23 protein-coding genes and 1 tRNA gene are annotated in these 24,759 nt (G+C 69.5%); 13 read left to right on the top strand and 11 right to left on the bottom strand.

The window, feature by feature from the left end; translation table 11 throughout:
- The first annotated feature begins 70 nt into the window (after positions 1–70).
- Positions 71–1,597: a glycerol kinase GlpK gene (gene glpK / locus A5688_RS18650; RefSeq protein WP_067832042.1), complete on the top strand. Its 1,527-nt coding sequence runs from the start codon at positions 71–73 to the stop codon at positions 1,595–1,597.
- 30 nt (positions 1,598–1,627) lie between these two features.
- On the opposite strand, the gene A5688_RS18645 is transcribed toward glpK, so the two are convergent.
- Positions 1,628–2,344, bottom strand: a complete 717-nt coding sequence (locus tag A5688_RS18645; RefSeq protein ID WP_067831959.1) for a PadR family transcriptional regulator — start codon at positions 2,342–2,344, stop codon at positions 1,628–1,630.
- A gap of 203 nt (positions 2,345–2,547) precedes the next feature.
- Between A5688_RS18645 and A5688_RS18640 the strand changes: the two genes are divergently transcribed.
- The gene (locus tag A5688_RS18640) at positions 2,548–2,931 is read left to right on the top strand and encodes a hypothetical protein (protein WP_067831957.1); all 384 of its coding nucleotides are present in this window, start codon (positions 2,548–2,550) and stop codon (positions 2,929–2,931) included.
- A 9-nt stretch (positions 2,932–2,940) separates the two neighbouring features.
- Here A5688_RS18640 and A5688_RS18635 read toward each other — a convergent pair whose 3' ends face one another.
- Positions 2,941–3,879 carry an RDD family protein gene (locus tag A5688_RS18635; protein WP_067831955.1) on the bottom strand — a complete coding sequence of 313 codons (939 nt, stop codon included), beginning with the start codon at positions 3,877–3,879 and terminating at the stop codon, positions 2,941–2,943.
- Positions 3,880–3,956: 77 nt separating this feature from the next.
- On the opposite strand from A5688_RS18635, the gene A5688_RS18630 reads away from it, so the two are divergent.
- The gene (locus A5688_RS18630) at positions 3,957–4,949 is read left to right on the top strand and encodes a stage II sporulation protein M (protein ID WP_067831953.1); all 993 of its coding nucleotides are present in this window, start codon (positions 3,957–3,959) and stop codon (positions 4,947–4,949) included.
- 72 nt (positions 4,950–5,021) lie between these two features.
- On the opposite strand, the gene A5688_RS18625 is transcribed toward A5688_RS18630, so the two are convergent.
- From A5688_RS18625 to A5688_RS18605, 5 genes are read right to left on the bottom strand one after another with little or no spacing between them, the layout of a single operon-like run.
- Positions 5,022–6,344, bottom strand: a complete 1,323-nt coding sequence (locus A5688_RS18625) for a DUF58 domain-containing protein (RefSeq protein WP_067831951.1) — start codon at positions 6,342–6,344, stop codon at positions 5,022–5,024.
- Complete coding sequence (locus A5688_RS18620) at positions 6,344–7,321, bottom strand: AAA family ATPase (RefSeq protein ID WP_067831949.1); 978 nt, start codon at positions 7,319–7,321, stop codon at positions 6,344–6,346. The genes A5688_RS18625 and A5688_RS18620 overlap by 1 nt, the downstream gene beginning before the upstream one ends.
- Complete coding sequence (locus tag A5688_RS18615) at positions 7,318–8,457, bottom strand: DUF4350 domain-containing protein (protein ID WP_067908015.1); 1,140 nt, start codon at positions 8,455–8,457, stop codon at positions 7,318–7,320. The genes A5688_RS18620 and A5688_RS18615 overlap by 4 nt, the downstream gene beginning before the upstream one ends.
- Positions 8,457–9,110, bottom strand: a complete 654-nt coding sequence (locus tag A5688_RS18610; protein ID WP_067907998.1) for a DUF4129 domain-containing protein — start codon at positions 9,108–9,110, stop codon at positions 8,457–8,459. The genes A5688_RS18615 and A5688_RS18610 overlap by 1 nt, the downstream gene beginning before the upstream one ends.
- 23 nt (positions 9,111–9,133) lie before the next feature.
- The gene (locus tag A5688_RS18605; RefSeq protein ID WP_207546693.1) at positions 9,134–10,510 is read right to left on the bottom strand and encodes a hypothetical protein; all 1,377 of its coding nucleotides are present in this window, start codon (positions 10,508–10,510) and stop codon (positions 9,134–9,136) included.
- Here A5688_RS18605 and A5688_RS18600 point away from each other — a divergent pair.
- On the top strand, positions 10,509–10,973 hold the full coding sequence (locus tag A5688_RS18600; RefSeq protein WP_067831941.1) for a GatB/YqeY domain-containing protein: 465 nt from the start codon (positions 10,509–10,511) through the stop codon (positions 10,971–10,973). The genes A5688_RS18605 and A5688_RS18600 overlap by 2 nt on opposite strands.
- Before the next feature lie 9 nt (positions 10,974–10,982).
- Here the strand turns inward: A5688_RS18600 and A5688_RS18595 are convergent, their stop codons facing one another.
- The 3 genes from A5688_RS18595 to A5688_RS18585 all read right to left on the bottom strand — a co-directional run bounded on the left by A5688_RS18595 (position 10,983) and on the right by A5688_RS18585 (position 14,079).
- Positions 10,983–12,677 (bottom strand): selenocysteine-specific translation elongation factor, encoded by a 1,695-nt coding sequence (locus A5688_RS18595; protein ID WP_067907990.1) that lies wholly within the window; start codon positions 12,675–12,677, stop codon positions 10,983–10,985.
- Positions 12,665–13,966, bottom strand: a complete 1,302-nt coding sequence (gene selA, locus A5688_RS18590; protein WP_067907987.1) for an L-seryl-tRNA(Sec) selenium transferase — start codon at positions 13,964–13,966, stop codon at positions 12,665–12,667. The genes A5688_RS18595 and selA overlap by 13 nt, the downstream gene beginning before the upstream one ends.
- 18 nt (positions 13,967–13,984) lie before the next feature.
- Positions 13,985–14,079 (bottom strand) — tRNA-Sec (locus A5688_RS18585).
- A gap of 45 nt (positions 14,080–14,124) precedes the next feature.
- Here A5688_RS18585 and selD point away from each other — a divergent pair.
- The 9 genes from selD to A5688_RS26975 all read left to right on the top strand — a co-directional run bounded on the left by selD (position 14,125) and on the right by A5688_RS26975 (position 23,778).
- Positions 14,125–15,126: a selenide, water dikinase SelD gene (gene selD / locus A5688_RS18580; RefSeq protein ID WP_431602637.1), complete on the top strand. Its 1,002-nt coding sequence runs from the start codon at positions 14,125–14,127 to the stop codon at positions 15,124–15,126.
- Positions 15,127–15,181: 55 nt separating this feature from the next.
- The gene (gene fdh / locus A5688_RS18570) at positions 15,182–18,451 is read left to right on the top strand and encodes a formate dehydrogenase (RefSeq protein ID WP_165606904.1); all 3,270 of its coding nucleotides are present in this window, start codon (positions 15,182–15,184) and stop codon (positions 18,449–18,451) included.
- Complete coding sequence (locus tag A5688_RS18565; RefSeq protein ID WP_067907985.1) at positions 18,451–19,434, top strand: 4Fe-4S dicluster domain-containing protein; 984 nt, start codon at positions 18,451–18,453, stop codon at positions 19,432–19,434. Before fdh ends, A5688_RS18565 begins: the two co-directional genes overlap by 1 nt.
- A complete protein-coding gene (nrfD, locus tag A5688_RS18560; protein ID WP_067908009.1) occupies positions 19,431–20,516 on the top strand; it encodes an NrfD/PsrC family molybdoenzyme membrane anchor subunit in 1,086 nt (361 codons plus the stop codon). The genes A5688_RS18565 and nrfD overlap by 4 nt, the downstream gene beginning before the upstream one ends.
- Before the next feature lie 47 nt (positions 20,517–20,563).
- Positions 20,564–21,550, top strand: a complete 987-nt coding sequence (locus tag A5688_RS18555; RefSeq protein ID WP_067907982.1) for an LLM class F420-dependent oxidoreductase — start codon at positions 20,564–20,566, stop codon at positions 21,548–21,550.
- Between the two features lie 184 nt (positions 21,551–21,734).
- The gene (locus A5688_RS18550) at positions 21,735–22,133 is read left to right on the top strand and encodes a malate dehydrogenase (RefSeq protein ID WP_242660186.1); all 399 of its coding nucleotides are present in this window, start codon (positions 21,735–21,737) and stop codon (positions 22,131–22,133) included.
- A gap of 52 nt (positions 22,134–22,185) precedes the next feature.
- The gene (locus A5688_RS18545) at positions 22,186–22,740 is read left to right on the top strand and encodes a type 1 glutamine amidotransferase domain-containing protein (RefSeq protein ID WP_067907979.1); all 555 of its coding nucleotides are present in this window, start codon (positions 22,186–22,188) and stop codon (positions 22,738–22,740) included.
- 106 nt (positions 22,741–22,846) lie between these two features.
- The gene (locus tag A5688_RS18540) at positions 22,847–23,536 is read left to right on the top strand and encodes a HemK2/MTQ2 family protein methyltransferase (RefSeq protein ID WP_067907976.1); all 690 of its coding nucleotides are present in this window, start codon (positions 22,847–22,849) and stop codon (positions 23,534–23,536) included.
- On the top strand, positions 23,533–23,778 hold the full coding sequence (locus A5688_RS26975; RefSeq protein WP_165606903.1) for a CDGSH iron-sulfur domain-containing protein: 246 nt from the start codon (positions 23,533–23,535) through the stop codon (positions 23,776–23,778). Before A5688_RS18540 ends, A5688_RS26975 begins: the two co-directional genes overlap by 4 nt.
- Here the strand turns inward: A5688_RS26975 and A5688_RS18535 are convergent.
- Positions 23,714–24,745 (bottom strand): iron-containing redox enzyme family protein, encoded by a 1,032-nt coding sequence (locus tag A5688_RS18535; protein ID WP_067831921.1) that lies wholly within the window; start codon positions 24,743–24,745, stop codon positions 23,714–23,716. The two genes, A5688_RS26975 and A5688_RS18535, sit on opposite strands and share 65 nt — an antisense overlap.
- Positions 24,746–24,759: the final 14 nt, after the last annotated feature.

Below are 24,759 nucleotides of genomic sequence, written 5' to 3'. Positions count from 1 at the left end.
CCCTGCGGCGGGTAGACCATGATGGACTTTTGACGCAAACGTGTCCGAGCTCACGGGTGGAGGAGAGCAGTTGGCCGAGTTCGCCGAATTCGTCGCCGCCATCGACCAGGGGACCACCAGCACCCGCTGCATGATCTTCGATCACGAGGGTGCCGAAGTGGCCCGCCATCAACTCGAGCACGAACAGGTGCTGCCCCGGGCCGGCTGGGTGGAGCACGACCCGGTCGAGATCTGGGAGCGCACCTCCTCGGTGTTGACGTCGGTGTTGAACCGGGCCAGCTTGGGTCCGAAAAACCTTGCCGCGCTGGGTATCACGAATCAGCGCGAAACGACACTGGTGTGGAACCGCAAGACCGGACGGCCCTATTACAACGCGATCGTGTGGCAAGACACCCGAACCGACCGGATTGCGTCGGGGCTGGACCGTGACGGCCGCGGCGACGTCATTCGCCGCAAGGCCGGCCTTCCCCCGGCCACCTACTTTTCCGGCGCCAAGCTGCAATGGATCCTGGAGAACGTCGACGGGGTGCGCGAGGCGGCCGAAAGCGGTGACGCGTTGTTCGGAACCGCCGACTCCTGGTTGTTGTGGAACCTGACCGGGGGGACGCGGGGCGGGGTGCACGCCACCGATGTGACCAACGCCAGCCGGACCATGTTGATGAACTTGGAGACGCTGGACTGGGACGACGAGCTGCTGGCGTTCTTCTCCGTCCCTCGTGCGATGCTGCCGAAGATCGGGCCGTCTTCGTCGCCGCGGCCCTTCGGTGTGACGTCGGAGGCCGGGCCGGCCGGCGGCGAGGTGCCGATCACCGGCATGCTCGGCGATCAGCATGCGGCGATGGTGGGCCAGGTGTGTCTGTCCGAGGGGGAAGCCAAAAACACCTACGGCACCGGCAATTTCCTGTTGCTCAACACCGGTGAGACGATCGTGCGGTCCGACAACGGGCTGCTGACGACCGTCTGCTATCAGCTCGGGGACGCCAAACCCGTTTACGCACTTGAGGGTTCGATCGCGGTGACCGGTGCGGCCGTGCAGTGGCTGCGCGATCAGCTGGGCATCATCAGCGGTGCCGCGCAAAGCGAATCGCTGGCACGGCAGGTCGACGACAACGGCGGAGTCTATTTCGTTCCCGCGTTTTCCGGGTTGTTCGCACCCTATTGGCGGTCCGATGCGCGCGGCGCGATCGTCGGGTTGTCGCGGTTCAACACCAACGCGCACCTGGCGCGCGCAACCTTGGAGGCGATCTGCTACCAGAGTCGCGACGTTGTCGACGCCATGGCGGCGGATTCCGGTGTGCGCCTTGAGGTCTTGAAGGTCGACGGCGGCATCACCGGTAACGACCTGTGCATGCAGATTCAGGCCGATGTGCTGGGCGTGGATGTGGTACGGCCGGTGGTCGCCGAGACGACCGCGCTTGGCGCCGCCTACGCGGCCGGCCTGGCGGTCGGGTTCTGGGCCGATCCGGCCGACCTGCGTGCCAACTGGCAAGAGGGCAAGCGCTGGGTGCCGGCCTGGAGCGAAGAACAGCGTGCCGCGGGTTACGCGGGCTGGCGCAAAGCGGTGCAGCGGACCCTGGATTGGGTCTCGGTAACTTGACCTGACCTGATCCAGGGCCCGCCGGAAAACTCAGTCTTCGCCGAGGATGCCGTAGATCTCGCGCCGCGCATTGTTGAGGATGTCGACGATGCGCTGCTGCTGCTCGGCGGAGGCGGTATGGGCGGATTGCCCGACCGCGCCGAACAATTGGCCCACGGCCGCCCGCAGATTCATGTGACCGGGGTCGGCGCCTTCGGTGATCTCGTCCCACGGTGGGGTCTCGATCTTTTCGGCCGCCGCCCGGCCCGGTTCGGTCAGCTCGAAAAGCTTCTTGCTGCCTTCTTTTTCGCTCGCGGTGATCAAACCTTCGTCGTCGAGCAGCTGCAGTGTCGGATACACCGAACCGGGGCTCGGCTTCCAGAGTCCGTTGCTGCGTTCGGCGATCTGCTGGATCATCTCGTAGCCGTGCATCGGCCGCTCGGCCAGCAGCGTCAGGATGGCCGCGCGCACGTCACCGCGCTTGCCGCGACCCGGGCCGCCACGGCGCCATCCGCCGCGCCGACCGCCGGGGCCGAAGCCGAATCCCGGGCCAAAGCCTGGTCCGAAGCCCGGGCCGAAGCCGGGTCCGAAGCCCAGCGGGCCGTCGTGGCGGGCGGCGTGATCGCGCAGATGCTCGCGAAAGTCCCGCCGGGCCTGGCGGCGCGCCTGGTGCAGGGCCAGGCGGTCGACCGGGTCGGAGCCAAGGCCGAATCCGAAGCCGGGCCGGCCGGCGAATGGTCCTTCGGGGGGAGTGAATGGGTTGCTCATTTTCTGTCCTTACGTTTGTGGGTCGCGCACCGGGCGTACGCTACGAAACATCACGATATATCGGAAAGTAACGCGATGCAACGGGATATGTTGATATGTTGCGCGTGAGAGGCCGTGAGCTGCGGAAATCCGGGCCAGGCTCGTCCATGGCGTCGCCGGCGGCGCGGTTTGCCTGCGCCAAACGGCGGGTACGAGCTACGGAGATGGATCCTGACAACAACCTGAAGGTCGATAGCGCCGGAGCGGCCGCGTCCGGGCGGCTGGATGGCGGTCGGCCCCGCAACACCTGGATGTGGGTCAACTGGGGGCTGGCGCTGGCGACGGTGCCCGCCGCCGCGATTGTCATGCTCTTCGCGCTCGGTGCCGTGATGAGCACCGACGGCTGCAGCGATCGCAGCTGCCCCAACCTGGGCCACGGCGGGATCGATTTCGGCGTCGCGTTCTACGGCGCGCCCACGGTCGCCGTCGTCGTCATCATCATCTCGTTTTTCACCGCCAAGCGCCGCGGCGGCATCGCTGTTCCGCTGTGCGGTTGGGGGCTGTTGGTTGCCGACGTCGCCCTCATGGCGGCGAGTGTGGCCGGCTAGCGCCGGTCGCTAGTGAGGTAGCGAAAAACCCTCCGGTGTACCGGTGTCGCCCGGGCCGGGTCGCCTCGATTGCGGGTCCGGCCACCCGGCGGCCGGCGGCTGCGGTACCGGGCCCGGCGGCGGAGTCCAGCCTGGGGGGCCCTGGTACGCCGCGCCGGGCGGTGGCCACGGCGCCGGTCCCATCGGTGGTTGCCCCGGCACGGGCATGGCCGGTCGCAGCCGGGCCAGTTCGCGGCGGTGCCGCTCGGCAAGGACCGCGGCGAGCACCAGTTCCGGCGGGGCGCCGGGCGGCGGTGGCGGCGCGATGCGGGCCACCACGTCACCGGCGATCCGGTATCCCATCTGCAGACGCAACTGGCGGTCGAGCTGTGTTGCCCTGGAAAGGAATTGACGCGCGACCTCGGCCTGACCGGCGGATAGGCCCGACAGTTGCAGCGACGACGCCCACCACGCCAGGGAAGGCGGCATCATCGGCGGGGGCCCGAGTCGGGGCCCCCGCTCGTTGACCACCACCGTGCCGGCGAAGATGTCGCCGATGCGTTTGGCCTTGGGGGACAGGATGCTGCAGATCACGGCCGGGCTGCCGAACAGCATCCAGATTTCCACCAGCGCGGCCAGGGCGCGAAACAGCGCCTGGCGGAAGCGTTCTGGGCCGCCGTCGTCGGAGACCACCCGCAGACCCATCGCGATCTTGCCCACCGAGCGTCCCCGCGTGGCCGTCTCGAGGACCAGGGGATAACCCACAATCACCAGCACCGTGAATATCAGCAGGATCGCGTTACTCAGTGCGGTATCGAATTGGGTCAGGGTGGCAGCCCACAGCATCAGACCGAGCAGGTAACCGATGACCATGACCGTGATATCGATCAGCGCGCTCAACGTCCGCACCGGCAGCTGGGCGATCTGCACGTCGAGCACCACAGCGTCCCCGGTCACCACCTCCGACATAACTCCGAACGGTACAGGTTGGGCGCGTGTGGCCGGCCGCACTTTGCCGGGCCGCGGTTGCGATTAGGCTGCCCAGGGTGGATGTCGATGCATTCGTGCTGGCCCATCGCCCGACCTGGGACCGCCTCGACCGATTGGTCGGGAAGCGCCGGTCGCTGTCCGGCGCGGAAATCGATGAGCTCGTCGAGCTCTACCAGCGGGTCTCCACCCATTTGTCGATGCTGCGCTCGGCCTCGTCGGATTCGGTGTTGGTCGGTCGGCTCTCGAGTCTGGTGGCGCGGGCGCGTTCGGCGGTAACCGGCGCCCACGCGCCGCTCAGTAGTGCGTTCACCCGGTTCTGGACGGTGTCTTTTCCGGTCGTGGCGTACCGCACCTGGCGGTGGTGGCTGGCCACGGCGGCGGCGTTCTTCGCCGTGGTCGTGATCGTCGCGCTATGGGTCGCCGGCAGCCCCGACGTGCAGTCCGCCATCGGAACACCCAGTGACATCCAGCAATTGGTCAATCATGATGTCGAGTCGTACTACAGCGAACATCCCGCCGCAGCGTTCGCGTTGCAGATCTGGGTCAACAACTCCTGGGTGTCGGCCCAGTGCATCGCACTGTCGGTGGTGCTGGGACTGCCGATCCCCTTCGTGTTGTTTCAGAACGCCGCCAACCTGGGAGTCATTGCCGGCCTGATGTTTCCGGCCGGCAAGGGTGCGCTGCTGCTCGGGCTGCTTCTCCCGCACGGACTGCTGGAGCTCACGGCGGTATTCCTCTCGGGCGCAACGGGAATGCGGCTGGGGTGGTCGGTGATCTCGCCCGGAGACCGCCCCCGCGGGCAGGTGCTGGCCGAACAGGGCCGCGCCGTCGTCTCGGTCGCCGTGGGTCTGGTTGCGGTGCTCCTGGTGTCCGGGTTGATCGAAGCGCTGGTGACGCCGTCGCCGTTGCCGACGTTCGTGCGGGTCGCCATCGGCGTACTCGCCGAGGTGGCGTTCCTGTCCTACATCGTCTACTTCGGCCGGCGCGGTGTGAAGGCCGGCGAAAGCGGTGACATGCAAGACGCGCCGGACGTGGTTCCCACGGGCTGAGTGGCGCGAGACTGCAAGTACCGACGGCCGTACTCGGGAAATGCGTCGGCAGTTGCAGTCTCGCGGTGCGAACTACAGCCGGCCCGTCGCCTTCATCGCCAGATAGCGATCGGCAAGGGCGGGTGCCAGTTCGGCGGGCGGGGCGTCGACGACCTCCACGCCGCTGCTGCGCAGCCGGGCGGCGATCGCGCCGCGATCATTGCGGGAGCGTTCGGCGGCCGCCGCGTCGTATACCGCCGCGGCATCCGACCGCCCGGCCGCCATCTGGTCGACGCGGGGGTCGGAGACCGCGGCCAGCAGCAGGTGATGCCTGACCGACAGCTGCGGCAGCACGGGCAGCAGGCCCTCGGCGAGGGCGGGCGCGTTGAGGTCGGTCAGCAGCACCACCAAGGACCGCCGGCGGGCGCGCCGGGTGATGGCGGAAACCATTGCCCGCCAATCAGATTCGAGAAGGGCTGGCTGCAGGGGCGCCATTGCATCGACCAGTTGGGCGAGCAGTTCGGTACGCGAGGCGCCGAACACCCCGGCCCGGCTCACCCGGTCGTGCGCGAGGAAGTCGACATGGTCCCCGGCCCGCGACGCGAGGGCCGCCAGCAGCAGGGCGGCGTCCATCGACCAGTCCAGCCGCGGCCAGCCCGCCGGATCGGAAGCGGTCGGGTCCACGCCCACCCGACCCGCCGCGGTGCGGCCCGTGTCGAGCACGATCACCACCCGCCGGTCGCGTTCGGGTCGCCAGGTGCGCACCACCACATCGGCGCGACGCGCGGTGGCGCGCCAGTCGATCGAGCGCACGTCGTCACCGACGACATACTCGCGCAGCGAATCGAATTCGGTTCCCTGCCCGCGTACCAGCGTGGGCAGCAGGCCGTCGATCTCCCGCAGCTTGGCCAGCCGCGACGGCAGGTGCTTGCGGGCGAGAAATGGGGGCAGCACCCGCAGCTGGCCGGGCACCGGTCGCGAACCTTGCCGTCCCGCCAAGCCCAGCGGGCCGATCGATCGGGCGGTCACCACGGTAGCTCGCTGGTCGCCGCGGCGGACCGGCTGTAGTTGGGTCTGGACGTGCTGGTGTTGCCCGGCGGGGATGTCGATGGGATGGATGCGCGGCCGCGCTCCGGCGCTGGGCGGCCAGGCATCGCGGATCTGGCCGCGGAACCGGCGCGGCCCGTCGTTGTGGATCAGCAGCCCGCAATCCACCTGCTGCCCCAGCCGGGCGGAGCGGTCCGGGGTACGCACGTAGCGCAACCGGGCGGTGCTGGCCGCCAGCACGACGTCGAGGAGGACCGCGATCACCAGTGTTATCAGCAGAGCCGCGAAAGTCGTTGCCGGCGAGGGCGACAGCGCGATGGGCAGGACGCAGATGAGTGCGACCAGCCCGGTGCGCCCGGTCAGGACCACTAGCGTGGCACCGGAACCGACGCCAGGATTCCGTCGAGCACCCCGTCGGGGGTGGCCCCTTCGAGTTCGGCCTCGGGCCGCAGCATCACCCGGTGCCGCAGCGTCGGGCGGGCCATGGCCTTCACGTCGTCGGGAGTGACGTAGTTGCGACCGGACAGCCAGGACCAGGAGCGCGCCGTCGCCAGCAGCGCGGTCGCCCCGCGGGGAGACACCCCCAGTTGCAGCGCGGGCGAGGAGCGGGTGGCCCCGACGATGTCGACGATGTAGCCCAGCACCTCGTCGGCAACCAGCACGTGTTGTACGGCGTCGCGGCCGGCGGCCAGGTCGGCGGCCCCGGCCACCGGCTTGATCGCCGACAGATCGCGCGGATCGAAGCCGTGCGCGTGCCGGTGCAGGATGGCGATCTCGGCGTCCCGCGGCGGCAGCGACACATTCAGCTTGAGCAGAAAGCGGTCCAGCTGGGCCTCGGGTAACTGATAGGTGCCCTCGTATTCGACCGGGTTCTGGGTCGCGGCCACGATGAACGGGTCGGGCAGCGGCTGCGGTTCGCCGTCGACGCTGACCTGGCGCTCTTCCATCGCCTCCAGCAGCGCGGCCTGGGTCTTGGGCGGGGTCCGGTTGATCTCGTCGGCCAGCAGCAGGTTGGTGAACACCGGCCCCGGACGGAACACGAACGCGGCGGTGCGCGCGTCGTACACCAGTGAACCCGTCACGTCACCGGGCATCAGGTCGGGAGTGAACTGGACCCGCTTGAATTCCAGCTGCAGCGCCGCGGCCAGCGCCCGGACCAGTAGCGTCTTCGCCACTCCCGGAACGCCTTCCAGCAGCACATGGCCGCGGCACAGCAGCGCGATCACCAGGCCGCTGACCACGCCCTCCTGTCCGACGACAGCCTTGGCGAGCTCGCCGCGCAATGCCAGCAGCGCCTCGCGTGCCGATTCGGCGGTGGGGGACTGGGCGGTAGAGGGTTGTGTCACGGGTGTGCGACCTGCCTTTCGATGTCGTCGAGCGCACGGGCAAGTTGTAACAGGTCGTGGTCGGTCGTCGGGGGCGGACCGAACAGATGGTAGGAGACGAACGCCGGATCGGATCCGATGCGCTGGGCCGCGGTGGTCACCACCGCCACCGGCGAAGCGCCCGCGCCCAGGCCGAGCCGCGGCAGCAGCCGGTGCAGCGTGGCGGTGCGCAACGCGGCGGCCGCGCGATCGCGTGCCCGTCGGGACCGGTACAGCCGGCCGCGGCCCTCGACGGTCTCCGAGGCGCGCACCACCACGGGTAGCTCCTCGGCCACCAGTGGTCCGGGCCGGCGGCCCTTCCACACGGCGACCAGCAGCACCACCAGCGCCAGTTGCCCGATGATCCAGACGACGTTCGGCGGAATCAGCTGGAAAAGCGTTGCGTTGGCCGAGGATTCACCCTCGACACGGTGTGGCGCGTACCAGATGAGCCGGGGCCGGTCGCCGGCGAGGTTCATCGCCAGCGCGGCGTTGCCCGCCTGCAGCAGGCTGCCGTTGGTCATGAAGTCGGTGCTGCCGACGGCCGTGATGGTGCGTCCGCCGTCGCGGAAGCGGATCAGCGCGCCGTCGTAGCAGCGGGTCATCGCGCGGCCGTCTTCGGAGTCGTAGGTGTTGCTCGCCCCGAACCGGACCGACCCGGCGCGAACGGCTTCGCGCAGAGTGCAATTCGGGTCGAGGTCGAAACCGTTGGCCCCGGAGACCCGTACGCCAGGCAGCAGCGCCTCGCGGGTCCGGGTGGTCGGTTCCACCAGCAGCAGGTCCGATCCGACGTTGCCCAACCGGTCCAGCAGCGTGTCGGTGAGGTACTGGCTCTGGGCCACCAGGATCAGCGAATCTGGGCGCGCCGCGTGTTCGACGTCGGCGATGTTGTTGGCCACGACGACATCGACTCCGCCGTCGCGCAACAGCTCCACCAGCGCGTGGGCACCGTCGGGGCCGGTCGACGCCGGGTCCATGCGGGCGCCGGGCCGCGGCGCGGTCAGATACGCGTCGACGCCGGCGATGACGGCGAGCACCAGCAGTGTGACCAGCACCCAACGCCAGGAGCGCAGGCGGCGCGGTGGCGTTTCGGGGCGGGCACCGGTGGTCGTCGCCATCACCGCACCTGCGCCCACGACTCGTGCGCTGCGGGTTGGCCGGGTTCCGGCGGACCGCCCTGCCAGCGCGAGCGCAGGTGGTCGTCCAGGTCGGCGATCATCTGGTAGGCGGCCTGGGTACCGGGTTGCTCGCCGTACGTAACGTCATTGAAAGCCGTTGCCGCTTGCGTTAATTCGCTGGCCAGGTGTGGTAACGCGGCGCCGGCGTCGCGGGCCAGCTCGTTGGCCGTCCGGCCGGGGGCCGCGGTCAGCACCCCGGTCTCTTCGAGCTGGCGGGCCACGGCGCGCAGCCGGTGGCGAATCGCCGCGGCCCAATTACCGTCGGTCGCATAGTTTTCGGCGGTCGCACGATGCTGGGCGGCAGTCAGTTGGGCGGCTTCGAACAACGAGTAGTCGCCGCCCCGGCGGGTGCGCATGGTGCGCCGCAGGAGATAGACGCCGGCGATCACCGCGATCACGAGCAGGATGAAAAGCACGGTGGCGGTGAGCCATCCGCCCGGTATCGAGGAGGTCTTCTGCAGCAGTCGGTAGATCAGGTCGTTGAGCCAGTCGACGAAATGTTCCCGCGCCGAGCCCTTGGAGTAGATCGGTTTGTCGAGCTCTTCCTGCGCGGCGCGGTGTGCGGCATCGCGGTCGATGTCGATGGAGGGCATTCCTCAGCCAGTCCTCGCTCGGCCTACAGGGGCCGGGTCAGCCAGAGGTTGTCGGTGGACGCGGCCGCGTAGGGCCCGTGGGCGGCCCCGCTCTGCAGCACCAGATCGAACGCCTCGGCGCGCATCCGGCGGTCGGTGTAGAGCAAGACGATGACCCCCGCGTTGAACGGCGCGGTGATGATCTCGCCGATCGCCGCCCCCACCGAGAGGATCGCCGTGCTGACCAGGAACGCCGTGCCCGACGAGGTGATCTGGAAGAACTGGCCGACGAGGCTGAACGGCACCGCGACGGCATTGGCGACGACGGAAGTCACCAGAAACGCGAGCACCCGGATGCCCAGCACCCGCCAGAAGCCGTTGCGCACCAGCTTGAACGATCGGGTGACCGCGTCCATGACGGGCAGCCGCTCCAGCACGATCAGCACCGGGGCGAACAGCACCACCGTGTACAGGTACACCAGCAACGCGAGGACGACGAGCACCAGCGGGATGCCCAGCACCACGGCCGCGGCCGCACTGCCGATCGCCGCCAGCACCCCGATGATCACCGCGACCAGCCCCGCGAGGGCCGCCACCACAACGGCTTCCAGCAGGGCCAGACCGAGCAGGGCCAGCAGTCGCCCGCGGATCTTTTGCCAGGTTTCGCCGATGGTGATCGGGGACCCGAATACCGCCCGCCCGACGATGACGGTGAGCATCCCGGACAGCAGCATGCCGCCCAGCCAGCCGACGAGGATGCCGCCGCCCACCGACGCGGTCCAGGCCCCAAGGGCGCCCGAGCTCAGTTCGCCGGGCCGATCGGAGGTGAACCTGTCGGCGGCGGCGAGCGGCCCGAAGAACGCGACCTTGGTGACGATCTGCATGATCACCACGACGATGGCGGTCAGCCCCAGCGTCGCTTTCGGGTTCGCCCGCACGTAGCCGACCGCGCCGTTGAAGATGTCGCCGAGCGTCAGCGGCCGCAACGGGATGATCCCGGGTTTGACGGCTCCGTAGCCCGGCGGTGTGCCGTAACCCGGCGGGGGCCCGTAACCCGGCGGGGGCCCGTAACCCGGCGGGGGCCCGTAACCCGGCGGGGGCCCGTAGCCGGGTGGTGGCCCGTAGCCCGGCGGGGGGCCATAGCCGGACGGCGGCTGATGGCCGGGCGGCGGGCCATACGCCGGTGGTGGACCGTAGGCCGATGGCGGGCCATACGCCGCGGGTGGACCGTATTCAGGTTGTGGGCCGTATGCCGGTGGCGGACCGGCCGGATAACCAGGCGGCGGCGCGCTCACCGAGTGCAGCGGCCCGTCAAACCAGCCCTGCGGCCGGGCGCGTCGTTCGTCATGGGCTCCATCCTGTCGACGGTCGGGGCATTTCACAATCTTGACCCCGCGCCCGGCGCGTAGCGTCTCACCCATGGCGGAACTCAAATCCCGGCTCCGGGCGGACCTGACCGCGGCGATGAAGGCCCAGGACAAGCTGCGAACGGCCACCCTGCGCATGCTGCTCGCCGCGATCCAGACCGAGGAAGTTTCCGGTAAGCAGGCCAAAGACCTCACCGACGAGGAAGTCATCAAGGTACTGGCCAAGGAATCGCGCAAGCGGAGCGAAGCCGCGGAGATCTACACCCAGAACGGACGCGGAGAGCTCGCCGCAAACGAGCACGCCGAGGGGCGGATCATCGACGAGTACCTGCCCACCCCGCTCACCGAGGCCGAGGTGGCCGACGTCGCCGATACCGCGATCGCCCAGGTCGCCGAGGAAATCGGCGAGCGGCCGGGCATGAAACAGATGGGCATGGTTATGAAGGCCGCCACCGCGATCGCCGCCGGCAAGGCCGACGGCGCTCGCCTCTCGGCCGCCGTCAAAGAGCGGCTGTAACCGCCCCGCTCAGACCAGGACCCGGGTTCCGTCGTCGCCGCGGCGCGTCACACGCCGGGCATCGAGCTGTTCCAGCAGCGGCACCGCCACCCGCCGGGTGGTGTCCAGCGCGCGGCGCGCCTCGCTGACCGTGAACGGTTGCGGCAGCGTCGCCAGCACGCCGGCGGCCCGGTCCAGCGCGTCGGGCCCCAGCACCACCCCGTCCGCGATCCGCGTCAGGCGCCCGGCCCGCACCGCCGCGGCCAGCTCCCGGGGACCCAGCCTCAGCTCGGCGAGCTCGTCGGCCTCGGGCGCCCGGAACGGCTCGGCGGCCAGCCACTCCTCGACCGTGGCCACGGCCTTGTCGACGCGGGCCGGCAGGCCCGCACCGGGCGGGCGGACCAGCCCGTCGGCCAGCACCAGACCGGTGCCTTCGAGCAACGTCGGCACGAGTTCGGCGGCGGGCAACCCGATCCGCTGGCGCAGCGTCTCCAGCGGCATGCCCGCCGCGATGTCGTGATCGCCCGCCCAGCGGTGCACCGCCGCGGTCGCGTCCTCGCGCCGGGCCGCCCACCACTGCGGGTCCACCACCCAGTCGCCCACCCGCTGCCCGCGCGGCGGCAGACCCATGGCGCGCAGGTCGGCGGCGCGCGCGAAGTCCGGCGCCCGCACCTGCCCGGTCGCCAGCTCCGCGGCGCGGACGCGCGCCGCGCCGCGCCGCCGCAACCCGGGCGGGCGGACGTCGAGCACTTCGATTCCCGCCGCGATCCGGTGCTGTCCGGGGTCGCGCAGCAACCCGACGTCTCCCACCCGCAACGGCAGCGGCCTCGCCAGCCGCAGCCGCGCCGACGCGGTCCCTAGCCGGCGCACCTGCACCGGCACGGCAGCCGACCCGATGTGCAGCACGAGCTGGCGGTGCAAAGTCCCCGCCGCGCGCAGGGCGACGTCGATCTCCGCGGTGTCCAGCCAGGCCGCCGGCGTGCGTACGGTGTCCCCGCGACCGATGTCGTGCCGGTCGACCCCGCGCAGGTTCAGCGCGACCCTGGCGACCGCGCCGACCTCGGAATGGTTGCGGCCCAACGATTGCAGCCCGCGCACGGTGACACGCCGCCCGGCGTGCTCGAGTTCGTCGCCCACCCGCACCGTGCCGGCGGCCAGGGTGCCGGTGACGACGGTGCCCGCGCCCCGGACGGTGAAGCTGCGGTCGATCCACAGCCGCACGTCGGCGCCGGGGTCCGGCGCGGGCAGCCGGTCGGTCAGCGCCACCAGCTCGGCGCGCACCCTGTCGAGGTCGGTGCCGATCGCGACGGGCGCGCCGGCAAGCGAGGTGGTGCCAAGCCTTTCCGACGCCTGCGTGACGGCCGGACCCGGATCGGCGAGATCGGCCTTGCTGATCACCAGCAGCCCGTGGCGGACGCCGAGCGCGTCCAGCGCGGCCAGATGTTCCTCCGACTGCGGCATCCAGCCCTCGGTGGCGGCGACGACGAACACCACCGCCGGGACCGCGCCGACGCCGGCCAGCATGTTGGCCACGAACCGCTCATGGCCGGGCACGTCGACGAACGCGACCTGGCGCCCCTCGAGCTCGGCCCAGGCGAAGCCCAGATCGATGGTCAGGCCGCGGCGCTGTTCCTCGGCCAGCCGATCCGGCCACATACCTGTAATGCGTTGCAGCAGAGTCGATTTACCGTGATCGACGTGCCCGGCGGTGGCTAGGACGAACACGCCCGCACCGCCGCGGCCAGCAGCTCGTCGTCCTCGGGCGGCACCGTGCACAGGTCGAGCAGGCACCGGCCGCCCTCCAGGCGTCCGACGACCGGCGGACTGCCCAGACGCAGCGCGGCCGCATAGGACTCGGGCAGGCTCACCGCGGCGCTGGGCAGTTCGACGCCGGGTGCCCCGCCGCCGCCGACGGCCGCGACGCAGTCAACCGCCACGGCCCCGGTGTTCGCGGGCAGCCCGGCGGCCAGCGCCTCGGCCCGGGCGCGCAGCCGGGTGGCGTCGGCGGCCAGCGCCTGCGCGACCGGCGGGGGCGGTCCGAGCAGCGTTGCCTCCAGCGCGGCGAGCGTCAGCTTGTCCACCCGCAGGGCGCGGGCCGCAGGATGGCGGCGAATCCGATCGATCAGCTCCGCCCGACCGAAGAGCAGCCCGGCCTGCGGCCCGCCCAGCAGTTTGTCCCCGCTGGCGGTGACCAGGTCGGCGCCGTCGGCCAGCATCGAGGTCGCGTCCGGCTCGTCGGGCAGCACCGGATGCGGCGACAACAGGCCGGAACCGATGTCGACCACCAGCGGGACGCCGCGCTTGCGCAGGTCCGGCGCCAGCGTGGCGACGTCGACCGCCGAGGTGAATCCGGTGACGTGGAAGTTGGACGGATGCACCTTCAGCACGAAACCGGTCTGCGGTCCGAGCGCCTCGGTGTAGTCGCGCAGGCTGGTGCGGTTGGTGGTGCCGACTTCGCGCAGCCGCGATCCGGTGGATTCCAGTAGCTCGGGGATGCGGAACCCGTCGCCGATTTCGACGAGTTCGCCGCGGCTGAGCACGATCTCCTTGCCGGGGGCCAGCGTCATGGCGGCCAGCAGCAGCGCGGCCGCGTTGTTGTTCACCACGTGCACCCCGCCGGCGGTCGGGACCGCGCCGGCCAGCGCGGCCAGCGCACCCCGGCCGCGCCGCGCGCGCCGCCCGGTCGCCAGGTCGAACTCCACATCCGTGGCGCCGCCCGCGGCGACCACCGCGTCCAGCGCGGCCCGCGACAGCGGGGCGCGACCCAGGTTGGTGTGCACCACCACGCCGGTGGCGTTGATGACCGGACGCAGGCTCGAGGCGGTGGCGGGAAGTGCGGCGACGGCGTGCTCGGCGACCTGCTCGGGTGGAATTTCTCCGGCGCGCGCCCGCTGCTGGGCCACGGAGATCACCGACTTCACCAGTGCGCGGCCCAGCACGCGCTGCGCGGCGGCCAGGCGCGGATCGGCGAGCAGCGTGTCGGTGCCGGGCACCCGTCGGCGCGGGTCGCTCATGCCGGGCCCGAAAGGTCATGGCGGAGGCGGACGGGAATTGAACCCGCCAACGGCAGCGCCTGCCGTTCCACGGTTTTGAAGACCGCGCCGGTCACCAGACCGGACACGCCTCCTTGAGCCATGGCGCCAATTGTCGCAGCCGCCGCGGCGCGGGCACCATGGACGCCGTGACGTACCGACTGACTCAATACGCCCACGGTGGTGGCTGCGCCTGCAAGATCCCGCCCGGCGAGCTCGAGGACGTCGTCCGCGGGCTGGGATCGAACCCGCCGCGCGACGCGATCGGGGAGCTGCTGGTGGGGCTGGACAACGGCGACGACGCGGCGGTGGTGCGGATTCAGGACGGTACGGCGCTGATCGCGACGACGGACTTCTTCACCCCGGTGGTGGACGACGCCTACGACTGGGGCCGGATCGCGGCGACCAACGCGTTGTCCGATGTCTACGCGATGGGCGGGCGCCCGGTGGTTGCGGTGAATCTGCTGGGCTGGCCGCGCGACGTGTTGCCGTTCGAGCTGGCCGCCGAGACGCTGCGCGGCGGGCGCGACGTGTGCGCCCTGGCCGGCTGCCATTTGGCCGGTGGGCACAGCGTCGACGATCCCGAACCGAAGTACGGACTGGCGGTCACCGGGATCGCCGACCCAAACCGCTTGCTGCGCAATGATTCCGGTAAGCCCGGGACGCCGCTGTCGCTGACCAAGCCGCTCGGTGTCGGAGTGCTGAACAACAGGCACAAGGCCACCGGGGAGCGCTTCGAGGAGGCGGTCGCGGTGATGACCACGCTCAACGCCGCCGCGGCCACGGTGGCGCTGGCGGCTGGCGTCGAATGTGCCACCGACGTAACGGGTTTCGGTCTGCTCGGACATCTGCACAAGCTGGCGCGGGCCAGCGGCGTGACGGCGGTGGTCGACTCGGCGGCGGTCCCGTACCTGGACGGCGCGCGCGAGGCGCTGGCCGCCGGCTACCTGTCCGGCGGCACCCGGCGGAACCTGGACTGGGTGGCGCCGCACATCGACCTGTCCGCCGTGGGCTCCGACGACGCCCTGTTGCTGGCCGACGCGCAGACCTCCGGTGGTCTGCTGATCGCCGGCGAGATCCCGGGGGCGCCCGTCATCGGCGAACTGGTACCGCGCGGCGAGCACACGATTGTGGTGCGCTGAACGGGCGGTTTCGGCCGCGCGCACTAGGCTTAGGGGCATGGCCCCGAAAAAGACGATGCGCAAGCTTTTCCTGGAGTGGCCCGTTCTGCGTCAGCTGCGGTCGACGGACAAGCTCGGCCGCGGGTCGGCCGTCACCTCCGAGCACACCCGCACGCTGGCCCCGCGCACCACCACCGCCGACCGCGTCGTGCAGAGCATCTGTCCCTACTGCGCCGTCGGCTGCGGGCAGCGGGTGTACGTCAAGGACGAGCGGGTCGTGCAGATCGAGGGCGACCCCGATTCACCGATCTCACGAGGGCGGTTGTGCCCCAAGGGCGCTGCGAGCGAACAGCTGGTCAACTCGCCAGGCCGGCAAATGCAGGTGCTCTACCGCGCGCCGCGGGCGACCGAATGGCAGCCGCTCGAGCTGGACACCGCCATCGACATGGTGGCCGATCGCTTCGTCGAGGCCCGCCGCCACGCCTGGCAGGACATCGACAAGAAGGGCCACCCACTGCGCCGCACGATGAAGATCGCCGCGCTCGGCGGCGCCACGCTGGACAACGAAGAGAACTACATCATCAAGAAGCTCTTCACCGCCGCCGGCGCCATTCAGATCGAGAACCAAGCTCGTATTTGACACAGCTCCACGGTTCCCGGTCTGGGGACCTCCTTCGGGCGCGGTGGCGCCACCCAATCGCTGCAAGACATGGCCAACGCCGACTGCATCATCATCCAGGGCTCCAACATGGCCGAGTGCCACCCGGTGGGATTCCAGTGGGTCGAGGAGGCGAAAGCGCGCGGCGCCAAGGTGATTCACGTCGACCCGCGTTTCACCCGCACCTCGGCGGTGTGCGACAAGCACGTGGCGATCCGGGCAGGCTCCGACGTGGTGCTGTTGGGCGCGCTCATCAATCACGTCATCTCTGGCGACCTGTGGTTCAAGGACTACGTCGTCGCGTACACCAACGCGGCCACCCTGATCAACGAAAAGTACCGTGATTCAGAGGATTTGGGCGGGCTATTCTCGGGCTTCGATACCGAGACGGGACAGTATGACCTGTCCACCTGGGCGTACGCGGGCCAGGAGGAAGAAGCTGCCGACATCGAGCACGGGTCCAGTGCTTCGGCCCGGGCCGCCGGCGATGTGCACGGCAGCGGTGGCCCGCCGTTACCGCATGCTCGCGTGCAACGCGACGAGTCGTTGCAGCATCCGCGCTCGGTGTTCCAGATCGTCAAGCGCCATTACGCCCGCTATACGCCGGAGATGGTGAAGGACGTCTGCGGCATCAGCCTCGAGGACTTCGACTACCTCGCCCGCACCATCGTCGAAAACTCCGGTCGCGAGCGCACCACCTGTTTTGCCTATGCCGTCGGCTGGACGCAGCACACGTTGGGAGCCCAATTCATCCGCACCGCAACAATTTTGCAGCTGCTGTTGGGTAACGTGGGGCGCCCGGGTAGCGGCATCATGGCGCTGCGCGGACACGCCACCATCCAGGGCTCCACCGATATCCCGACGTTGTTCAACCTGCTGCCCGGCTACCTGTCGATGCCGAAAGCTGGTGTGCACGACACGTTCGGTGACTACATCGAAAGGGTCGGGCCGAAGAACCAGAAGGGTTTCTGGGCAGACGCGGACGCCTACATGGTCAGCCTGCTGAAGGCATGGTGGGGAGATGCCGCCCGCGCGGACAACGACTGGGCCTACGACTACCTGCCGCGGCTGTCCGGGCCGCACGGGACGTATCAGACGGTGATGTCCATGCTCGACGACGAGGTCGACGGGTACTTCCTGCTCGGCCAGAACCCGGCCGTCGGATCGGCACATGGCCGGATGCAACGCATGGGCATGTCGCACCTGAAGTGGTTGGTGGTGCGGGACCTCAACCTCATCGAGTCGGCCACTTTCTGGAAGGACGGACCGGAGATCGCGTCCGGCGAGCTGAAGACCGAGGAGATCGACACCGAGGTGTTCTTCTTCCCGGCCGCGACGCACGTGGAAAAGGCCGGTTCGTTCACCCAGACCCAACGCCTGGTGCAGTGGCGACACAAGGCCGTCGATCCACCCGGCGACTGCCAGAGCGAGCTGCAGTTCTTCGTCGAGCTGGGCAAGCGAATCCGCCAGCGGCTGGCCGGGTCCACCGACGAACGCGACCGGCCACTGCTGGATCTGACGTGGGACTATCCCACCGACGAGCATGGCGAGCCCGATCCCACAGCGGTGCTGGCCGAGATCAGCGGCTGTTATCTGACCGGGCCCCAAGCAGGCAAACCCGTTCCCGGATACACCGAATTGGGTGCCGACGGGTCGACGTCGTGCGGGTGCTGGATCTACTCCGGCGTGTACGGCAACGGTGTCAACCAGGCCGCCCGCCGTGTGCCGCTCGGCGGCCCGTCGCCCAGCCAATCGGAGTGGGGTTGGGCGTGGCCGGCCGACCGACGGATTCTGTACAACCGCGCCTCGGCCGACCCGGACGGCAAGCCTTGGAGCGAGCGCAAGCGCTACATCTGGTGGGACGAACAACAGGCCCGTTGGGTCGGCGATGACGTGCCCGACTTTCCCGTCGATCGCGCCCCGCACGTCCGACCGGACCCGGACGTCGGCGGCCCGGATGCGCTGGCGGGTGACGACCCGTTCATCATGCAGGCCGACGGCAAGGCTTGGCTGTTCGCGCCCAAGGGCATGGTGGACGGTCCGCTGCCCACTCACTACGAGCCGCAGGAGTCGCCGGTCGCCAACGCCCTGTACCCTCAGCAGCAGAATCCGTCACGAATCATGTTCCCGCGCAAGGACAATCTCTGGGCGCCGAGCGCGGGTGCTCCCGGCGTGGACGTCTACCCGTATGTGTTCACCACCTACCGGCTCACCGAGCACCACACCGCCGGCGGGATGAGCCGATGGCTGCCCTACCTGTCCGAACTGCAGCCCGAGATGTTTTGCGAGGTGTCCCCGGAGCTGGCCGCCGAACGCGGGCTCGAGCCCTACGGATGGGCCACGATCATCTCGCCGCGCGCCGCGATCGAGGCGCGGGTGCTGGTCACCGAACGGATGACCCCGCTGGTGGTCGGCGGCCACACGGTGCACCAGATCGGGTTGCCCTACCACTGGGGCGTCGGCAGCGATGCGGTGGTGAGCGGCGATGCCGCCAACGATCTGCTCGGCGTGACCCTCGACCCGAACGTCCAGATCCAGGAGTCCAAGGCCGGGTCATGCGACATCCGTCCGGGCCGCCGCCCGCAGGGCGAGGCGTTGCTGCGGCTGATCGACGAGTACCAGTCCCGGGCTGGGGTGACCGTGGAGACGGACAATATTCGGATCACCGAGCCTCGCGAGGAGGGTTGATGGCGCAGCTGATCGAACCGACTGACCCCGCCGCCGATGCCGGCTGGGCGGAAGGCAAGCCCCGCAAGGGATTTTTCACCGACACGTCGATCTGCATCGGCTGCAAGGCCTGCGAGGTCGCCTGCAAGGAGTGGAACCGCAACCCGCGCGACGGCGACCTCGAGCTGCTGGGGTCCTCGTACGACAACACCGGCGCGCTGGGCGCCAGCACGTGGCGGCACGTGGCCTTCATCGAGCAGGGCCGCGACCGCATCGAAGAGGCCCGTGAATCCGGGCGGGCGCTGATCAATCTCGGCATGCCCGCGCTGCCCGGCGCCGCGAAACATGCCGACCCGGAGCCGGTTTCGCAACCGCTGCACACCCCGGAGTTCCGCTGGCTGATGTCGTCGGACGTGTGCAAGCACTGCACGCACGCAGGTTGCCTGGACGTCTGCCCGACGGGTGCGCTGTTCCGCACCGAGTTCGGCACGGTGGTGGTCCAGCATGACGTCTGCAACGGCTGCGGAACGTGCGTGGCGGGCTGCCCGTTCGGTGTCGTCGAACGCCGCAGCGACGGCACGTATGCGACGCCGGCGGAACGCCCGGGCCGGCCGAAGGAGGAATTCGTCACCGGTGTCGCCCAGAAGTGCACGCTGTGCTACGACCGCCTGATCGAAGATCAGGTGCCGGCGTGCGCCCAGACCTGCCCGACCACGTCGATCAAGTTCGGCAACCACGACGAGCTGGTGGACATCGCGCGCGAGCGAGTCGCGCAGCTGCACGCCGAGGGGCGTACCGAGGCAAGGCTTTACGGCGCCAACGAGCGCGACGGTGTGGGCGGCACGGGTTCGGTGTTCCTGCTGCTCGACGAGCCGGAGGTCTACGGCCTGCCGCCCGATCCGCGGGTGTGCACGGCCGACCTCAAGACCATGTTCAAGCGGGCGAGCATGGCCGCGGCCGGCATGGTCGGTGCCGCCGCGTGGGCTTTCTGGAGCAGCCGGTGAGCACGTCGGAATTCGACAGCTTCCGACCGCCGGAGCCCAGGGGCGGCAGGCGCCGCAAAGGCAAGCGCGCTGGCCGCCGGGGCGGCGGTGACGGCTCACGCGAGATGCCAATGGTCCCCGAAGCCGAGTTCACCTCCTATTACGGGCGTCCGGTGGTCAAGCCCGCGCCGTGGGGACACGAGGTGGCGGCATACCTGTTCCTGGGCGGCGTCGCCGGCGGGTCGGGTCTGCTGGCCGCCGGGGCCCAGCTCACCGGACGAAACACGTTGCGCCGCAACGCCAGGCTGTCCGCCCTGATCGCGGTGGCCCTGGGCGCGGTCGCGCTGGTGAAGGACCTGGGCCGGCCCGAGCGGTTCGTCAACATGCTGCGGACGGTCAAGCTGACCTCGCCGATGAGCATCGGCTCGTGGATCCTCAGCTTCTTTTCCGCCGGCATCGGGGTGGCCGCGGCGTCCGAGGTCGACCGGATGACCGGCGAGCGAATTCCGTTGGGCCCGTTGCGCCCCGTGCTGCGGGCCGTGGAGGGACCGGCCGGACTGGAAGCCGCCGTCTTCGCGGCGCCACTGGCCGTCTACACGGCGGTGCTGCTCACCGACACCGCGACGCCGACCTGGAATGCCGCGTATCGAGACCTGCCGTTCGTGTTCGTCAGCTCGGCCAGCCTGGCCGGCTCGGGCTTGGCGCTGATCACCACCCCGGTCGCCGAGGCGGGGCCCGCCCGCAAGTTGGCCGTCATCGGCGCGATCGGTGACCTGATCTCCGCCAGGTTCACCGAGTACCGGATGGACCCGGTGACCAGGGAACCGCTGCACCACGGCACACCCGGCCGGCTGCTGGCGGCCAGCGAATGGCTAGCCGCCGCAGGCGGTTTGGGCGCGCTGCTGGGCGGGCGTCACCGCGGCGTCGCCGCGTTGTCCGGCCTGACGTTGCTGACGGCCTCGGCCATGCTCAGGTTCGGATTCTTCGAGGCCGGCAAGGAATCGGCCGGCGATCCCCGCTACACGATCGAACCGCAGAAGCGCAGGCTCGCCGCACGCCGGGCCGCAGGCGTCACCGGGGACTCCATCACCACCGCGGAGTAGAAAGCGCTGCTCGTTTGCGCTCGGTGCAGCCGGGTACTCCGTCACGCATGACGAATTTTGGCTACACTTTGATGACCGAGCAGAGTGGACCCAAAGACCTTGTCCGGGATGCCGTTTCGGCTGAAGCGCGCGGCTTCGACTTCCACGTCTGCAGTGACCACTTCTCGCCGTGGCTCACCTCACAAGGGCACGCGCCCAACGCCTGGGCGGTGCTGGGTGCGGTCGCGCAGGCCACCGAACAGGTCGACCTCTACAGCTATGTGACGTGCCCGACGATGCGGTATCACCCCGCCATCGTAGCCCAGCAGGCGGCCACCGTGCAGATCCTGTCCGACGGCAGGTTCACCCTGGGGCTGGGCAGCGGTGAAAACCTGAACGAACACGTCGTCGGCAAGGGCTGGCCGGCCGTCGCGCGGCGGCAAGACATGCTGCGCGAGGCCATCAAAATCATCCGGGAGTTGTTCGGCGGACAATTGGTGGACTTCACCGGCGACTACTTTCAGGTCGATTCGGCGCGGTTGTGGGACGTCCCCGACGTTCCGGTCGGCATCGGGGTGGCGGTCGGGGGCACCAGGGCGGTCGACAAATTCGCCAAGCTCGCCGACCACCTGATCGCGACGGAACCCAAGAAGGAACTGGTCGACGCCTGGCACGGCGCCCGGCAAGCCGCCAATCTGGCCGGCGGCGGACGGGTGGTCGGCCAGATACCGGTGTCCTGGGATCCCGATCGGGACGCCGCCGTCAAGCGTGCGCACGACCAGTTCCGTTGGTTTGCCGGCGGCTGGAAGGTCAATGCCGACCTGCCGACGCCGGCCGGGTTCGCCGGCGCGACCCAGTTCGTGCGGCCCGAAGACGTCGCCGAGACGATTCCGTGCGGTCCTGACCTCGACGCGATCGTCGAGAGCGTCCGGCCCTACTGGGAAGCCGGGTTCACCGATATCGCGCTCGTGCAGATCGGCGGAGAAACCCAGGAAAGGTTTCTCTCCGACGCCGCGGAGCCTTTGCTCGCTGCCCTGCGCGACGCAGCAAACTGATCGCGGGTTTGACCGCAACTCGCTCGGGTATCCGGGTCGCAGTCGTGCGCAGCCAGCCAGATGTCGGGACGTCGTGAGTGCTGGGACCGTGAACGGGCGTGCCGGCGGGCGTTGGCCCCGGCGCTGCTGCCGCGCAGCCGGGCCCGCAGGTATCCGGAATCCGGCAAAGCAGGGGGAGTGAATGATGACCGATCGAACCGGTGACACCACAGGAACACTCGTGAAGGCCCTCAGCGGCGCCAGCTTCGGCCTAGGGGTGAGCGAGCTGGTGGCCCCGGGGAAGGTCGCCGCCATCGCCGGTGTGGACGACACCAGCCGCTCGCGGCGGGTGATCCGCGCGCTCGGGGTGCGTGAATGCGGCCATGGCGCGGCACTGCTGGGCGGGCCCGCCAAGCTGGTGTGGACCCGGGTGGCCGGCGATGTGCTGGACATGGCGCTGTTGATCGCCGGTGTGGCCGCCCGCGGCCCCGGGCGACGGCGCCAGGGCGTCATCTCGGCCACACTCCTCTCCGGCATCGCCGGGCTCGACCTCTACACGGCGCTGCGCACCACCGGCGACGGGGCCGGGCGGGGCGTTCCATAGCTGCGCGCTCTTGATCCGAGGGGAAATCGGCGATCGCGGAAGGGAAGCGACGATGTCAAACGAATTGCAGGGCAAGAAAATAGCGATCCTCGCCGCCGACGGCGTGGAAAAGGTGGAGCTCGAACAGCCGCGTGCGGCGCTGCAGGAGGCCGGCGCCCAGGTGCAGCTGCTGTCTTTGAAGGACGGCGAAATCCAGGCGCGTAACCACGATCTCGAACCGGCCGGAACGTTCCCTGTGGACCGGCAGGTATCCGATGCCTCGGTGGATGAATTCTACGGTCTGGTGTTGCCGGGCGGCACCGTGAATCCGGACAAGCTGCGCATGGACGACTCCGCCGTGTCGTTCGTCCGCGATTTCGTCGGGTCGGGAAAGCCGGTGGCGGCCATCTGTCATGGTCCCTGGACGCTGGTGGAAGCCGGTGTGGCGGTGGGCCGGACGTTGACGTCGTATCCCAGTATCCGCACCGATCTGCGCAACGCGGGCGCCCACGTCGTCGACGAGGAAGTCGTCGTCGACGGCAATCTGATCACCAGCCGCTCGCCGTCGGACCTCCCGGCGTTCTGCGCGACCATCCTCAAGCAGTTCGCCCATGGGACAGCGGGTTAGCCGCAATGACTTTTCGGCTGCTCCGTTTGAATGCGCCGGTTTGCGGGCATTATCCCGCCAGGCCGTGTTCAGCGGCAATTTCCGTAGGGTTCTCGAAAGGCCAACAGTGACGACCACGTATCCCGAGCCCGCTGTCTCGCCCGCTCCCAACGTGTATCAGCCGCAACAAGACTCTCGTCTGCTGGTGGACGTGATGCACGACACCGGGCTCATCCCGGGGCGCAGGGTTCTCGATCTGTGCACCGGTAGCGGGTTCGTCGCTATCGCGGCCGCGGCAATGGGTTGTGCCGGTGCGACGGCCTTCGACGTCTGCCCGCACGCGGTGCGTTGCGCTCGGGAGAACGCCGCGGTTGCCGGGGTCCAGGTCGACGTCCGCGAAGGATCGTGGATCGCCGCGGTGGACTGCGCGCCGTTCGATGTGGTGGTGTCGAATCCGCCTTATGTACCCACTCCGCCCGGCGCCGAGCTGGAGGAGATCTGCCCGACGGCCGGACCGTCGTGGGCGTGGAACGCCGGCGTCGATGGCCGGATGGTCCTCGACCCGCTGTGCGAGTCGGCGCCAAAGCTGTTGCGCGACGGCGGATCCCTGCTACTGGTGCATTCGGCGCTCGCCGGTGTCCAACAGTCGTTGGATTCCCTGAAGTGGGCCGGCATGGACGCGAAAGTGATTGCCTCCAAATGGATCCCCTTCGGCCCGGTGCTGTCGTCCCGGGCGAGGTGGCTGGAAGAGGTCGGCCTGATACCGCGTGGGCGGCGCGAAGAGGAGCTGATCGTGATCCGGGCGGAGAAACGGTGACCGCCACCCGGGTGCAGGTGGTCCCCAACGGGCCCGTGCTGGTCTCGGGCCCGGTGCGGATCGAGATGCCCGGCGGCGAGGTCGTCGAGTCCGATCGGTTCATGGTGGCGATCTGTACCTGCCGCCGTAGCGGCCGCTACCCGTTGTGCGACACCAGCCATCGCCGGTGCCGGCGCGTCAAAATATCGGATGCTCCAGCGGGCTCCGCAACGACGTCCGATTCTGCTGCCACGACGTCATAATCCGTTCCGCCAAGCGGTTTTCGACCGCGGCATGGGCACGGATTCCGAAGATCACATCGTGCTCGAGCTTCGGCTCCTGCGCGACGAGATCGCCCACCACGTCGATACGCACCACGTGTTCGTGCACCGCGTCGGCCTCGACGTGCTCGCTGTAGAACTCGACGCACGGCTCCGGAGCCTGCAGGCGCCGCAGGGCTTTCACCATGCGCTGCGACCCCGGGGGTGAGGTGATCTCCGTCGAGGCGAAGTGCCCGATCGCCGCGCCGCGCAACGAGCGGTGCAGTCCGAACAGCGACATCAGGTTGACCGCCGCCAAAGATTCGGCGGGCACCGCGTCGACGTAACCCCAGTAGGTCGCGTCCAGACCGGCCGCCGCCAGCAGATCGGCGAACAGCTGCTGGTGCAGCCGCGAGCCCCGTCCGGCGCCGTACTCGTCGAATTCGACTGCCACGAATGCCGCCTTGGCCATTCCCGTCAGACGCGGGATGGCCCACGCGTGCGGATCACCCTCTTTGAGGTGATACAGCGAGCGGTGCACGAAGTATTCGCACATCTGCTGCCAGGTTCCGGTATCGCGCAAAAAGTACGATGGACCGGTTCCGTCGACGGGTTCGACCGTGATCGCTTCCATCTCGGCGGCCGCCGTCTGGTCGGGATCGATGTGTCCGACGTCGCGGCGCACGCCGGCCAGAAACACCCGCTCCAGTTCGGCGCGCAGGCCTAGCAGCGCGGGATTCCATTCCCATGCGGGGTCGACACCGGCCAGACCGCGGTAGTGCAGCTCGTAACACATGGACAGCGCCAGTTGCAGATCCAGACCGTAGGGATCGGAATCACGCACGGATGCGCCGATGCGGGCCAGGTGGTCGACCGAAGGTGGACCTGCCAGCGCGCAGCGCACGGCCGTCGACAGCGGCCCGTGTGCCGCTGGCAGGACGGGTTCGGTCGTGGTCGATGTGCGGGTCACGCCGATGTCTACCC

The organism is Mycobacterium mantenii (assembly GCF_001667865.1).
GTDB classification, from domain to species: domain Bacteria; phylum Actinomycetota; class Actinomycetes; order Mycobacteriales; family Mycobacteriaceae; genus Mycobacterium; species Mycobacterium mantenii_A.
The sequence above is the reverse complement of the archived record's forward strand: the minus strand, read 5'-3'. Positions and strand labels throughout refer to the sequence as shown.

Excerpts from the sequence above, each read along its gene's own strand:
- A5688_RS18645 (WP_067831959.1), bottom strand. The coding sequence starts at position 2,344 with ATGAGCAACCCATTCACTCCCCCCGAAGGACCATTCGCCGGCCGGCCC.
- A5688_RS18640 (WP_067831957.1), top strand. The coding sequence starts at position 2,548 with ATGGATCCTGACAACAACCTGAAGGTCGATAGCGCCGGAGCGGCCGCG.
- A5688_RS18635 (WP_067831955.1), bottom strand. The coding sequence starts at position 3,879 with ATGTCGGAGGTGGTGACCGGGGACGCTGTGGTGCTCGACGTGCAGATC.
- A5688_RS18615 (WP_067908015.1), bottom strand. The coding sequence starts at position 8,457 with ATGGCGACGACCACCGGTGCCCGCCCCGAAACGCCACCGCGCCGCCTG.
- A5688_RS18610 (WP_067907998.1), bottom strand. The coding sequence starts at position 9,110 with ATGCCCTCCATCGACATCGACCGCGATGCCGCACACCGCGCCGCGCAG.
- A5688_RS18600 (WP_067831941.1), top strand. The coding sequence starts at position 10,509 with ATGGCGGAACTCAAATCCCGGCTCCGGGCGGACCTGACCGCGGCGATG.
- A5688_RS18605 (WP_207546693.1), bottom strand. The coding sequence starts at position 10,510 with ATGGGTGAGACGCTACGCGCCGGGCGCGGGGTCAAGATTGTGAAATGC.
- selA (WP_067907987.1), bottom strand. The coding sequence starts at position 13,966 with ATGAGCGACCCGCGCCGACGGGTGCCCGGCACCGACACGCTGCTCGCC.
- selD (WP_431602637.1), top strand. The coding sequence starts at position 14,125 with ATGGACGCCGTGACGTACCGACTGACTCAATACGCCCACGGTGGTGGC.
- A5688_RS18565 (WP_067907985.1), top strand. The coding sequence starts at position 18,451 with ATGGCGCAGCTGATCGAACCGACTGACCCCGCCGCCGATGCCGGCTGG.
- A5688_RS18555 (WP_067907982.1), top strand. The coding sequence starts at position 20,564 with ATGACGAATTTTGGCTACACTTTGATGACCGAGCAGAGTGGACCCAAA.
- A5688_RS18550 (WP_242660186.1), top strand. The coding sequence starts at position 21,735 with ATGACCGATCGAACCGGTGACACCACAGGAACACTCGTGAAGGCCCTC.
- A5688_RS18545 (WP_067907979.1), top strand. The coding sequence starts at position 22,186 with ATGTCAAACGAATTGCAGGGCAAGAAAATAGCGATCCTCGCCGCCGAC.